The following is a 13,115-nucleotide window of genomic DNA, read 5'->3' on the forward strand; positions in this document are numbered from 1 at the left end:
ATCCGGCGGGTGACGGCGCGCCCACCGCCGCGGCAATCGCAGCGCTTGGCGCACGCGCCTGACCCGCCCTACGGGCTACGGCAACCGCGCAGTAGGGTTGAGGTGACGAAGAAACCCCGACACCTCCCTTCCGAATACAGCCGCCCCTTGGGGTCCCTCCGCCACCAGGCCACTCGACGATAGCCGTTGCACCTGAAGCCTGGCAAGACGCACCGGGTCTATTTGGAGTGCGCCGGCAAAGCGGTGCGGGCGAATCACACTCCACCGACGGGGAATACCAGCCGTGTTTGCTTAAGGTCAGGTGTCGAATTTTACCCGCGCCGCGGCGACGGCGCTTTCCCTTGACCGCCATGCCTGGTTGGAGACGAAGCCTTGCTCAAATCCAAAGCGGCGGCGGGCAACTGCCGTTCGACAACACCTCGGTTACCTTGAGTCCCACGGATTTCTGTCACTGCCGAAGTAAAGTTGCCGCCGCACTCCAAAGGGAGGCCCGGTTTTCGATCCGATGCAATAGCAAAGAGCGATTTCCCATGCTCAATGCACTCACAATCTTTTAGTAGCGACGGTCCTTGATCCAGTTGCGTTCATGTGCGTTGATTTGCGGATAAATTTGGGGTACTAGGGGCTGGACACCCGCAAGGGGTGCCCCTACAGGCCGCGGCCGGTCAAGATGGCCGCTTCACTTCCAGCACGTCAGGAACCTGCCGCAGCTTGACTAGGACCTGGTCGAGCTGGGATACGTCCTTGACCTCCACAGTGAAGCGCATGGTGGCCAGGTCCTTGGTGCGATCCGAGACGGTGTTCACGCCCACGACATCGATCCCCTGGTCCGAGAACACCGATGAGACGTCCCGCAGCAGGCCCTTGCGGTCACCGGCGATAACGAGCAGATCCACCGGGTAGGCGGCTTCGATGCCTTGGTCCGCCCAGTGTACCTCGATCAGGCGGGCCTGCTCCGGCTCCGGCAGACCGAGCACATTGGCGCAGTCGCGGCGATGGATGGTGACGCCGTGCCCCCGGGTGACAAAGCCCATGATCTCGTCATAGGGTATCGGCTTGCAGCACTGGGCCATGCGGGTCATGAGGTCGCCGACGCCCGCCACGACCACTTCCGTGCGATCCGGCACCCGCTGCTTGGCCGGTGTCGATGGCGTGGGTTTGGCGACGGGCTGGTGGTATTCCTTGATCCTGGGCTCGCCTACCTGACGCGCCACTTGCCCCACCGACACCTTGCCGCGGCCGATGGCAGCCAGCAGCTCCTCCCCCGTGGGGAAGTTGTAGCGGTGACAGATGTGCTCGAGGCGGGGCTTCTCCTCGATCCGGAGTCGCTGCAGCTCTTTCTCCAACAGGGTGCGGCCCAGGTTCCGATCACGGTCGAAGTCCTGCCGTTTGAACCACTGGCGGACTCGGTTGCGGGCCTTGGCTGTCTTTAGATAGTTCTGGTGGGGACTGAGCCAGTCGCGGCTGGGCGCCGCATTCTTGCGGGTAAGGATCTCCACTGTCTGGCCGCTGACCAAGGGCCGATTGAGGGGCACGATGCCGCCGTCGACCTTGGCCCCGCGACAACGGTTGCCGACCTCGGAGTGAATCGCGTAGGCGAAATCCAGCACCGTGGCCCCCATAGGCAGCTCGATGACCTTGGACTGGGGGGTGAGCACATAGATATGCGCTGGCTCGAACGCGGATGCGAAGCCTTCTCCGAAGTCCCCGTCGTCCTCGCCCTCGTGCTTGCGTTCGAGCCAGTCACGCACCGGCGCCAGCCAGCGTTGGAAGGCCGCGTCCTGGTGTTTGTTCTCCTTGTAGGCCCAGTGGGCCGCCACGCCGAGCTCGGCGTGCCGGTGCATGTCCCAGGTGCGGATCTGCACCTCGAGGGGCTTGTCTTCGGGTCCCACCACGGCCGTGTGCAGGGATTGGTACAGGTTGCCCTTGGGGGTGGCGATATAATCATCGAACTCCCCGGGAATGTGCTTCCAGAGCCCGTGCACGATCCCCAGGGCGGCATAACAGGAGGCGATGTCCCCCACCAGGACACGTACCGCCCGCAGGTCGAAGATCTGCTCCAGGTCCAGATCCTTGTGCTGCATCTTGTGCCAGATGCTGTAGATGTGCTTGGGCCTGCCGCTGATGTCGGCGTCGATGCCGGCCTCGGCAAACCGCTCCTGCAGGGTCGTGATCGCCGCGTCGATGAAGGATTCGCGTTCCGCGCGCCGACCATCGAGTCGTTTGGCAATGCGTTGGTACACCTCGGGCTCGAGGTACCGCATAGCCAGGTCCTCGAGCTCCCACTTGATCTGCCAGATCCCGAGCCGGTTAGCCAGGGGGGCATAGACGCGCCGGGTGTCCTCCGCGATCCCGCGCCGGCGCCCGTCGTCCAGACCATCGATACTGCGCATCAGGTGCAACCGTGCGGCCAGAACCACCAGCACGACCCGGACGTCCTTGGCGATGCCGAGCAGCAGGCGACGCAGATTCTCTTCGTGCTCGTGCCGGTCCTTGGTGGCGATCGCCGCGTCCAGGTTGGCAAGCTGATCGATGCGGTCGAGGTCTGCCACCATGCCTGCGATACCGGGACCGAAACGGGCCGCCGGCAGCTCTTCGCCACCCTCCGGTCGCCCGAGACAACCCTTGAGCAGGGCAGCAATCAGGGTATCGGCATCGAGGCGTAGCTGCACCAGAATGTCCGCGGTGCAAAGCAGGTGACGGACCTGGGTCTCGCCGGTATCCAGCTCCTGGTTGCCGCGGCAACGCCCCAATATTTCGCAGGCCTGGGCGAGGCGCTCGCGGTCCTCGCCGGGGTAGCGCTCGGGTAGGGCGTCGAGCCAGTACCGGGCAGCCGCGGCGGCGTCGCGCTGGTCTCGGTTGAGGGTATAGACGGGTTTGACCATGGATCAGTGGGCTTGTCGCCCGCGGCTGAAGCGTTCCCGTGGTACGGACGGACCCGCGTCACAGACGCGGTCCCAGTTGCGGCTATAACCGGGTTCAGTCGAGCAAGTGACTCACCAGGCCATCGGCCAACTTGGGCTCGAACCAGGTCGATTTGGGGGGCATCATCTTTCCCGCATCCGCTACCGCCATCAGATCTTCCATCGGGGTCGGATACAGCGAGAAAGCGACCGCCATATCGCCCGCGTCCACCTGCGCGGCAAGCCAGTCGAGGCCACGGCTGCCGCCGACGAAACCGATGCGGTCGTCCAGGCGCGGGTCCGAGATGCCGAGTATGGGCCTGATGACATTGTCCTGGAGCAGGCTCACGTCCAGCCGTCCGACCGGATCCTTCCGGGGAATGCGGCGCGCGTCCAGGGTAAGGCGGTACCAGGCGCCGTCCAGATACATGCCAAACTCCGCGTGGCGGGCCGGTGCAACAGGCATCGGACTGGGTTCTACCTTGAAGGAGGGCCGCAGCCGGTCCATGAAGGTCTCGGCCTCGAGTCCGTGCAGGTCCTTTACTACCCGGTTGTAATCCAGGATCTGCATCCGGTCATGGGGAAAGATGACGCTCAGGAAGTAATTATAGGATTCATCCCCCGTATGGTTCGGATTGACGGCCTTGCGCGTCGCGGCCACCCGGGCGGCGGCGGCGGAGCGATGATGACCGTCCGCGACGTACAGACCATCGAGCTGCTCGCAGGCCGTGGAGAGCCGCTCGATGGTGGCGTCGTCATCCACCACCCGGAGCTCATGGCGCACGCCGTCCTGGGCCCGGATATCAATGGCCGGTGCCGAGGTGCTCACCGCAGCCAGGATATCGTCGATGGCGGCGGTGTGCTTGTAGACCAGAAAGACCGGGCCGGTCTGGGCATCGAGGGCATCGATCTGACGCACCCGGTCGTCCTCCTTGACCGGCCGCGTGAGCTCGTGCTTTTTGATTCGATCCGCCTCGTAGGCGGCCACGGAGGCCACTGCCACCAGGCCGGTCTGCATATGCTCGCCCCTGGTGAGGCGATAGACGTAATAGCAGGGCGCCGGGTCCCGGATCAGCACCCCCTCGGAGCGCATCCGATCCAGATTCTCCCGGGCCTTGGCATAGACCTGGGGGGCATAGGGGTCCGTATCCTCCGGCAGGTCCACCTCGGGCCGCGAGATGTGCAAAAAGCTGTGGGGCCGGCCTGTGACCATCCGGCGCGCTTCCTGAGCGCTCATCACGTCGTAGGGTGGAGCAGCTACATCCGAGGCCCGTCCGGGGGCCGGGCGCAATCCGGCGAAAGGTTTGATCAGGGGCATGGTGATACTCCTTCAGATTCCGGGATCTTGTTCTGATCGATCCGTCGATACGACCTAATTCCTTAGCTGGTCAACAACGGATAAATCAGTCCTCGTTTTGCTCACCACCCTTGCGATAACCATAGGCGTATCCGCCCAGCCCTGCACCCACCACGGCTGCTGACAACTTGATCAACTCAAGCACGACGTCGGGTTGCTTCAAATACAGGGTGAACGCCGCGAACGCCAACACCGCAACTACCAGAAAGATGCCGAACCATATGTTGTGCTTGTGTGTCGTTAGATGCGACTGGTGTAGCAGACGTTGTGCCTCAAGCTGAGCATCGACGGAATGCTTCACCTCTTCCACATAGAGTCTGTTTTCGTCCTTGCGCAGCTCGATATCCTCGCTACGAATCTGCAGCTCCCGTTCCTGCACGGCAAGCAGCCGGTTAATTTCCTCCCTGCCGGGAAGATCGGAATCCATCGGCTCTTCGGCGCTGATTTCGCGCGCTTCGTTCATCCTATTGGCCTCCCCATTGGTTTCCGCGGTTTCCTATAGGTCACGGAAACCGCACCAAAGGTGCCGTCACCTAGTTTGGGCGGAAGAAAACGCGATTCGCGAATAGCATCCGGCTCGCTCGTGGCCAATCGCAAAAATGCCTGTGGCGATACGATCTCCCGGCGAACCGGTACCAACCGCCTGAAGCGATTGACTTTTCCGCGCAGTCTTGGTCGTGCCGCAGGTGGTTTTAGTCGCGTCATGGTAGTGATCCTCAGGTTATCGCTTCATCTCCGTAGGTACGGGAAACACACCGCAACACCGGTATCTGATCCAGCCCCACAGGCGCACGTCTGATGCTAACGCATCGACAGGCAAGCCTCGCGGCGCACTTCTTCCGCGATGGCGGTACGGAATGCAGCGATACGAAGGGGACTCATGATCGCTGCCAAACCGGAAACGACAACAATGACTGGTGACAACACCAAGAGTATCGGACTGCGTAGGACCATGGCACCGATCAGGATCAACACCATCCGCCCCATAAGTTGGATACGCAGCGTGTTTACCTCGGGATCGTCAAGGGGTTTCAGCGCCGGAGGCGGCGGCAGCGCGGCTAAGGTCTTGCGCGCGACAGCAACACGCAGCCAGGTCACTTTGTGAGCAAATCGGATCACCGCGTTTAGTGAGGATCCGCGTGATTCGTAGTTTCTCCGCTTGTTTGCCGACCGTAACGCTTAGAGGCTGTCTAAAAACTAACCCATTGATTTTAAGCCAGTAGGCTGGGTCGAGGGACGAGATTCGGCAAACCACACTACCACAAAAAAACTGGGTTTCGTTCCTCAACCCAGCCTACCGCCTACGGTCCTTTTTTAGACAGCCTCTTAGGCCCCGAGACCTCATGAAAGCCGGCATCCGCAGCATAGGTTTGTTGCAGATGACGGTACTCCAACAAGGGGAATATGTTCTGTTGCCGCAGCATCTCATAGAAGGCGCCACCTTCGAGATCGATCGGTTTTGTGTGCCGGGCGACGATCTGGTCGACGACCGCCGCCTTCCCGTTCAGCTGCTCCTTGACGATCTTTGACAACGCGATGTCGAGCCCCCAGCCGCTCACGGTTTCACCGAACAGGTGCGCCCCGGCCTCCAAGGCACGGCGGGAAATCAGGGGCATCATGATCTCGACCCCATTGACGTAGCGCACACCCCGCCGACCACGGGTGAAAAACACGGGGTGACGTCCGGGCGAATCGGAAGCAAGGCTCGGTTGCGCCAGATCCAGGTCCTTCTCCTCCGCAATGGCGAACAGCTCGCCGATCTCGGACTCCTGGATATGGAGGTCGTCGTCCAGTAGCAAGACATAGGCGTATGCCTTAAGGATATCCGGCCAGCCCTGCAGTAGGCCATGAACGGCCGTGAATTTGGTGCCCGGAAGCCTGCCCTGCTGTTGAAACTCGATCTGGCAGGGCAGTTGGCCGACATGGGTCGCATCATAATGATTGACGATCAGGTCCCAAGTCTTTGGACGCTCCGATAGCCAGTGCTGATGAACCGAGTCCGCCCCGCACTGGAGAAAAACCGCATACCGATTGGCAGTCAAGCGCTCGTCGCGCAGCAGCCGCATGTGGGTCTGTGCTCGGTAGGATTCCTGAAGGGAGACGAGAACCTCCGCATTGCGGTAGGCGCCGGGGGCAACCGCTTTCCCGCTTTCGGCAAAGTGGCGAGGTGCCTCTCGCGGCGGGCAGGTGCCGCCCTGTGCTGCCAGATAAAGGGAGGTCTGAAAGAGCGGATGCGGGTCCCTGTTCTCCGTGGCGGCCGTTCGCAAATAATGTTCCAAGGGGTTGACTCCCTCGTTCGCGACCTCCGGGTTTTGCGCCCTGTACCAGGCGCAATCGAACAAAGGGTGCGGGTCACGTCCTTCGCGCGCGCCCTGCTCCCAAAAGTGCACCAGGGGATTGACTCCCATGGCTGCCACATCCGGGTTGCGGGACAGATACCAACCGCAATCGAACATCGGGTTCGGGTCGCGCCCTTCTTGCCATCCGGCGACCAACCAGTGCAACGCCGGGTTGATGCCGGCGAGGACAAGCTCCGGATTGCGCCGCAGATACCAGGGCAGATCGAACAGCCCAGAGGCCAAGAGCGTATTCGCGATCCTGCGGATACGGAGGCGCTTTGCCAACCGGAACCCTAGTGACCACCAGAGTAGCTTGGGTATCGCCGCCAAGCGCCGCACACTCGACGGGTACTTGTCCTCGATGGCATGGAGCGGTCGCGTAAGCTGCCAGGCTGCCTTGGATTGGATTGCATTGAGCCGATAGAGGAGCTCATTTCGTCCCTGCGCCAACCGTTCGTAGCCCGCTTGTTTGGCTGCAATCTCCGCCTGCAAGGCCGCGAGATCGGCGTTCCGGGCGGAAACCTCTTCCTCTAAATATTTTATTCGCTGCCGTTTGTCCTCTAATGCCGACGCGGGCCCCTCCCAGCCCATGACCTGATCCAGGATATCCGTTCCCCGGTCAAGCTCCCTGCGAATGGCATCCAATCGCTGTTGTGCCGCACGCCGGTCCGGGTCATGCTCCAGCTCGCCGAGCGCGGCGTAGGTTCGCCTCACCCAATCGGAAAGCTGCTGCATGATCTCCTTTGCGTTCGCAGCGACCGCATGGTGCCGATGTTCCTTCCGGAGAAAGCGATCGATGTCCGTTTCGGCAACTGCCCCGCTGCGCGGCCAGACGAGGCCCAGTGCATCCGCAAGCTGGTCCATTTCCGACCGCCAATCGCGCAGCAACCCATCGTAGGAAAGGAAGGCGCGGGTTAGTCCCCGGGTAGCCGACTCCCCCTCCAGCACATAGCGCAGCCAGAGCAGGTAGGATTTCGAGTGGCTGAAGCCGTCGCGCGCCCGAAGCGACTCCGCCACCTCCCACGGGTGCCGAATCGGCAGAACACACTTGACCTTGGCGCCGAACTCATCCAGGACCCGGCTCCAGAAGGGCAGCAGACGGCAGTTGCGTGGGTCCTTCCACACAAAGCACTGCGACCTGGGAAAATTTTGCCGGAGCATCTTTATGGCGCGGTCCTTAAAGGGACCCTTCGCCACCACATCCAGACGCTCCGGGGCGATGGGATGCCAATCATCCCAGTGCGAACCCAAGGAGGTAAGGAGCTCATCGTTCATACGATAGGCATCTATTGACTCCCAGAATCCCAGCGCATTGTTGTCTGTAGCCGGCGGCATCAGACGCGGCGGCAAATCCGCGCCCAGCAGATTGATGACCCGGGTCAGCGCCGAGGTCCCGCTGCGGTGCATGCCCAGTACCAGGATGGCCACCGGGGATACGGACTGGGCGAACGGGGTAGCCAGGCTATTCATTCCCTGTTGTGTATGGTCCGTATCGAGGTGGCCTCAGCGGCAATGCCATTAAGTTAGCTGTTGGCCGCTGGTCGTGGTGGGTCGGAATACGCAAGAGAAAACGACGAAGCGCGCGAATCCGTTCGTGAGGATTCGTAGTTTTTTCGCTTACTTTGCCGACCGGTAACGCTTAGTATCGGTTCAAAAACAACGTGAACAAATGTCCTTCGTTGCATCCTCTTAGATGCATATTGATCATCGCTGAGATGTTCAACTTGTTTTTGAACCGTGGCTTAACTTAATGGCATCGATCTCAGCGGTGTTTCTTGCCGACGTTCTCCATGTGGTGCAGCCAGGCGCGAAAGGCCCCGAAAGGTTTCCCTAAGGTACCGCGCCGACCGCGGAAAGTGCCGAAGCACCGCTCGTCGTCGTCGCCGAAACGGGCGGAGCCCACCGCCAGAAAGCCGAGGACGAGGAACACGTCCAACACCAGTGCCGCCACCAGGATGACGGAGTTAAGGACTATGTTGTGACGCCACCATTCAAGCAGGAGCTGGTGGTATTCGAGGACGGCCCAAACGGTCGCGAAGAGCAGCACCAGGGCCAGCACGGAGAACAGATCCGCCATGTGTTCATGGGCGCGGGAGAAATTCTTGATTTCTTTACAGACGGTCATGGCGTAATCCTCATTCGGGCTTGGGTTTGGATGCAGACTCTTATGGATACCTCCGGGACTGCGCATCGGCGCCAAGGATACGTGTTTCCCGGACTATTGGTAAACCGTTGGGGCGAGTGCGTATAACTTTCAGTTTCCAGCTACCAGTCGCCAGCTACCAGTCACCAGCTGCCAGCCGCTGAAGCTGGCGACTGATAAACCGCGAAGGACGCGAAGATTTTTCGTCGGGGCATCCCTCGCAGGTGCCCGGCCGGGTGGTTCGATATCGTCGCTTTTCCCATACTCAATCCGACTTGGCTTGTCCCGCGGCCAACAGCTGTCCTGGCGAGCCGGATTCCGGCACCTCTGTTCTTCCTCTGTACACAATTGACCTTATTTGGATCGTCCACCGGTTATTGGTCTGCTATGAAGCCGGTTCATGGCAATTTGGAATTTACCCGCCAGCGTTTCGGAAAGACACTGCTCCGCTTGGTCCAGGGCATCCCGGATCCGGCCCTCATCATCCCTGGAGGCCCGGCTGAGGACATAGCTCACGACCTCTGACCGATCTTCGGGATGATCGATACCGATACGCAGGCGCCAGAAGTCCGGGGTATTGAGCGCACTGATGACATCTCGCAATCCATTGTGCCCGGCGTGTCCGCCTCCCTGCTTCAGCCGCAGGGTCCCGACCGACAGATCCAGCTCATCATGCGCAATCAATACCTGTTCGGGAGCAATCTCGAAATAGTGGACTACCGCAGCCACGGATTGCCCGCTTCGGTTCATGAAGGTCATCGGCTTGAGGAGCCGCAGGTCCCGCCCCGAGATGAGGAGCCGACAGAGGAGTCCACGGAACCTGTTCTCGATCCGGAACCGACCGCCGTTGCGCGCGGCAAGGGTATCCACGAACCGGTAGCCCACGTTGTGGCGGGTCGATTCGTACTCTGGCCCTGGGTTACCCAGGCCTACGACCAGCCTTATTCCCTTCCCGGCCATGTTGCGTATCCGCCGGTCTTCTCCGATTTCGAACCGCAAAGAGGCCAAGGACGCAAGAACACGATCAAAAACGTTTCTGCGATCAGCATGCAGCGAGAAATCCGTACCATTTTCGTGCACGTAAGCGCATGAAAATAAAGTAATCTGCGGATAAAGCTCACCCGCACGCCCTTTGCGCCTTTGCGGTTCCCGGCGTCAAGACTGCGGCTCGGTGGGCTCGGTGCCTTCTCCCTCCTCGTCGCCCGCTTCCGCCTCTTCTTCTTCGTGGATCTGGGCACCATGGATGATCACGACGGGCACATCCGGGTCCGGTGCGTGGGCGAGTGCCACTCCCTCAGGCAACGGGATCTTGGATAGATGCACGATGTCCCCGATCTCCATTTCCAGCAGATCGACCTCGATATTCCGGGGCAGATCCTTGGGTAGGCAAATGACTTCGATCTCGGTGAGCTTGCGGGAGACCATGCCACCGAGCTTGACTCCCTTGGTATTGTCTTCATTGAGAAAATGCAGCGGTATCGTCTTGCGAATCTTCTCCAGCGCACGAACACGCTGAAAATCCACGTGCAGGATGAAGGGCCTTGCCGGATGGCGCTGCAGATCCTTGATGACGACCTCCTCGGTTTTATCTCCCACCTTGAGGTCCAGGACCTGGGAGTAAAACGCCTCGTATTCCAGGTGCCGAACCAGCTCGTTATGGACCAGACTAATCATCTCCGGCTCCCGATCCGCACCATAGATGATGGCCGGCACCAACCCCCGGCGACGCAGGCGGCGGCTCGCACCCTTTCCTGCGTCCTGACGGAGTTGCGCATTGACCTCAAACTTAGCGCTCATGTTATCTTCTCCAGCTCGATTGCATTGCCAAAACACACCCTTTGTCCCGCGACCAGGACATCGGCACTGTTCCGCCTGGTTGTTATTGCAGCCTGCTCCGCAACCAGCATACGCAGCCGTTTCCGCTCGTCGTCGGGGCTTGCTGGCGAACGGGTTGGGGCGCGTTGCTCAGGCATGGCGCCAGCCTACACATGCAACCTGCTGCTTGGCAAGGGGTCCTCAATAGTTACCGCAAATCAACGCAAATGGATCAAGCGACCGAATGATTCCTGCTGCACCTTCATCGGAGTCCATGCGATGCCTGATCTGATCGTTCGTTTCAGAAAACCCGCCGATTGGGCCGACAGTGTTCACATCCATTACTGGAACACCCACCCTCAGGGCCATAGCTCGACCTGGCCGGGCGTTCCCATGGAACAGGTGGACGGCTGGCTGACCTATCGGTTCCAAGGCGTCGCAGCGGCCAGCTTCGTCTTCAATGACCTCCAGGGCCGTCAGAGCGGCGATCTGCATCGGGATCGCAGCGGTTGGTACACGGAGAACGGCCGCTGGTACGACCAACCACCACAGTCGGCGGCATCCGCCCCAGGCGAGTTTTCGCCGCGGCCCAAGCCTAAGGCGGCACCGCGGATCAAGGCGGAAACTACCGGGCGGCCCGACTTCCGTGCGGAGACCATCTATTTTTTGCTCACCGCCAGATTTTACGACGGTGATCCATCCAACAATTTCTTCTGCCGCGACCGCATCCGATTCAATGCCGCCGGTCAGGCCACGGATCCCCATTGGCGCGGGGATTTCAAGGGATTGATCCAGCGCCTGGACTATATCCGCGACCTGGGGTTCAGCGCCATCTGGATCACCCCACCCATCGAGAACCGTTCCGGTCTCGACTACCACGGCTACCATGGCTACGACTGGGCCCGGATCGATCCGCGGCTGGAATCACCGGACGCCCGCTATCAGGATCTCATCGACGCGGCCCACGCCCGGGGCATCAAGATCATCCAGGACGTGGTCGTCAACCACTCCTGCCAGTACGGCATCCGCGGCCAGGTGTGGATCGACCACCTACCGATCAAGTATTACGTCCCCCAAGGCTCGGAGCCGGGCCGGATCGACCATGGCCCCTACCAAGGCAGCCTGGGCAACTACGCTTGGCCGAACCGGGACGACGTCGACAACCCGGTCGCCCCGGCCTGGTATCGGGAGCGCCATACCCGGGATCCGGAAGGCATCGAGCCCCTGGTCGACCCCAAGACCGGCGAGACTCTGCCCAAGCCTGGCTATGACCCCGGTCGCTTCTTCGGGATCGACGCCAACACCCTCGACCCCGAGTGGTATCACCAGGAGGGATTCATCTGCGGTGGGGATTGGGAGAGTGCCCACCCGCTGCAACACAAGCACCTCGCCGGCGACTGCATCGACCTCGCCACTGAGCGGGAGAACGTCAAGGACTACATCATCGGCAGCATCAACCGCTACCTCGACATGGGGGTCGATGCCTTGCGCATCGACACCGTCAAGCACCTCGAGCGCGACAATCTGCTCGCGTACGTCAACGCCTGGAAGGCCCATAAACCGGGGTTGTTCGTGTTCGGCGAGAACCTGGTCAAGGGCTATGGTTGGGGCGACCTGGGCGGCGGCGACAACGGGCCCTCACAGATCCGTCCCTGGTGGTACACCCGCCTCGGCCACGACCCGCGCGACCCCAATGCCGGGGGCGATTCCGGCTTTTCCCAACTCGATTTCGGCCTCTTCTCCACTTTCCGCGACAACCTAAGCCGCGGCAGCTTCGAGGGCGTCGCCCGGGTGCTGGAGATGGACTGGATCTACGGCAACGCCACCGAGCTCGTCACCTTCCTGCAGAACCACGACGTCGGCCCGGACAACGACTTTCGCTTCCGCTTCAAGGGCGAGCAATGGATGGCCGCGGCCGCCTACAACCTCCTGTGGACGGTACGCGGCATCCCCTGCCTCTACTTCGGGGAAGAAATCGAGTTCATGAAGGGCGCGCCCCAGGACGTCATCGGCAATGACGACACCCTGGATACCACCGGACGCGCCTACTTCGGCGACCACATCGACGATGCGCACATCGCACAGACCCAAAACCACCCGCTCTACCGACACATCCGGCGCCTCAACCGGATCCGTGGGGCAATCCCCGCCCTCCAGAAGGCCCCCATGAGCCACCTCGCCGAGTGGGGCTCCGGCCTCTCTTTCGTCCGCGATTGGAATGACGGCGAGAGCTACGCCGTCGTCGGACTCACCATCGGCGGCGGCCAGGACATCCGCGTCGAGGGCGTGCGCGACGGCATCTATCGGGATGCGGTCACCGGCAATGAAAGCACGGCCCGCGGCGGAAACCTCTCGTTTCATGTCAAGGGCAACTCCGCCGGTATCTATGTCCTCGGGGGTCCGGGCAAGATCGGTGAGGATGGCGTCTATCTGCGCTGAGGGGTTTTCAGCAATCCTGCAGGAGGGATCTTTTCCCACAACCAACGCCAAATAACCCAGGACCGCGCCCGGACCGGCACGGCGCCGAACGCGGCGTAACGCAACCCGACGCTCGGATC

10 protein-coding genes are annotated in these 13,115 nt (G+C 61.3%); 1 reads left to right on the forward strand and 9 read right to left on the reverse strand.

Annotation, left to right across the window (positions count from 1 at the left end; all coding sequences use genetic code 11):
• Nucleotides 1–665: 665 nt before the first annotated feature.
• From BQ17_RS17095 to BQ17_RS21055, 9 genes are all read right to left on the reverse strand, one after another.
• Nucleotides 666–2,885, reverse strand: coding sequence for a RelA/SpoT family protein (locus BQ17_RS17095; protein ID WP_089729139.1), 2,220 nt, complete (start codon nucleotides 2,883–2,885; stop codon nucleotides 666–668).
• Between the two features lie 94 nt (nucleotides 2,886–2,979).
• The gene (locus tag BQ17_RS17100) at nucleotides 2,980–4,221 is read right to left on the reverse strand and encodes a DUF1015 domain-containing protein (protein WP_089729141.1); all 1,242 of its coding nucleotides are present in this window, start codon (nucleotides 4,219–4,221) and stop codon (nucleotides 2,980–2,982) included.
• Nucleotides 4,222–4,306: 85 nt separating this feature from the next.
• Nucleotides 4,307–4,723 carry a hypothetical protein gene (locus BQ17_RS17105; protein WP_089729144.1) on the reverse strand — a complete coding sequence of 139 codons (417 nt, stop codon included), beginning with the start codon at nucleotides 4,721–4,723 and terminating at the stop codon, nucleotides 4,307–4,309.
• A 338-nt stretch (nucleotides 4,724–5,061) separates the two neighbouring features.
• Entirely contained in the window at nucleotides 5,062–5,358 is a 297-nt protein-coding gene (locus BQ17_RS17110; protein ID WP_141699342.1) for a hypothetical protein, read from the reverse strand.
• Nucleotides 5,359–5,561: 203 nt separating this feature from the next.
• Entirely contained in the window at nucleotides 5,562–8,069 is a 2,508-nt protein-coding gene (locus BQ17_RS17115) for a DUF707 domain-containing protein (protein WP_089729148.1), read from the reverse strand.
• A gap of 292 nt (nucleotides 8,070–8,361) precedes the next feature.
• The gene (locus tag BQ17_RS17120; protein WP_089729149.1) at nucleotides 8,362–8,724 is read right to left on the reverse strand and encodes a hypothetical protein; all 363 of its coding nucleotides are present in this window, start codon (nucleotides 8,722–8,724) and stop codon (nucleotides 8,362–8,364) included.
• 372 nt (nucleotides 8,725–9,096) lie between these two features.
• Nucleotides 9,097–9,702 (reverse strand): aminoacyl-tRNA hydrolase, encoded by a 606-nt coding sequence (pth, locus tag BQ17_RS17125; RefSeq protein ID WP_089729151.1) that lies wholly within the window; start codon nucleotides 9,700–9,702, stop codon nucleotides 9,097–9,099.
• Nucleotides 9,703–9,897: 195 nt separating this feature from the next.
• Nucleotides 9,898–10,539, reverse strand: coding sequence for a 50S ribosomal protein L25/general stress protein Ctc (locus tag BQ17_RS17130; protein ID WP_089729153.1), 642 nt, complete (start codon nucleotides 10,537–10,539; stop codon nucleotides 9,898–9,900).
• The gene (locus BQ17_RS21055; RefSeq protein WP_141699343.1) at nucleotides 10,536–10,715 is read right to left on the reverse strand and encodes a hypothetical protein; all 180 of its coding nucleotides are present in this window, start codon (nucleotides 10,713–10,715) and stop codon (nucleotides 10,536–10,538) included. Before BQ17_RS21055 ends, BQ17_RS17130 begins: the two co-directional genes overlap by 4 nt.
• Nucleotides 10,716–10,836: 121 nt before the next feature.
• Here BQ17_RS21055 and BQ17_RS17135 point away from each other — a divergent pair, with 121 nt between their 5' ends.
• Nucleotides 10,837–12,996, forward strand: coding sequence for an alpha-amylase family glycosyl hydrolase (locus BQ17_RS17135; protein ID WP_089729155.1), 2,160 nt, complete (start codon nucleotides 10,837–10,839; stop codon nucleotides 12,994–12,996).
• Nucleotides 12,997–13,115 lie beyond the last annotated feature (119 nt).

The sequence above is a fragment of the Candidatus Thiosymbion oneisti genome (genome assembly GCF_900092655.1).
Lineage (GTDB): Bacteria > Pseudomonadota > Gammaproteobacteria > Chromatiales > Chromatiaceae > Thiosymbion > Thiosymbion oneisti.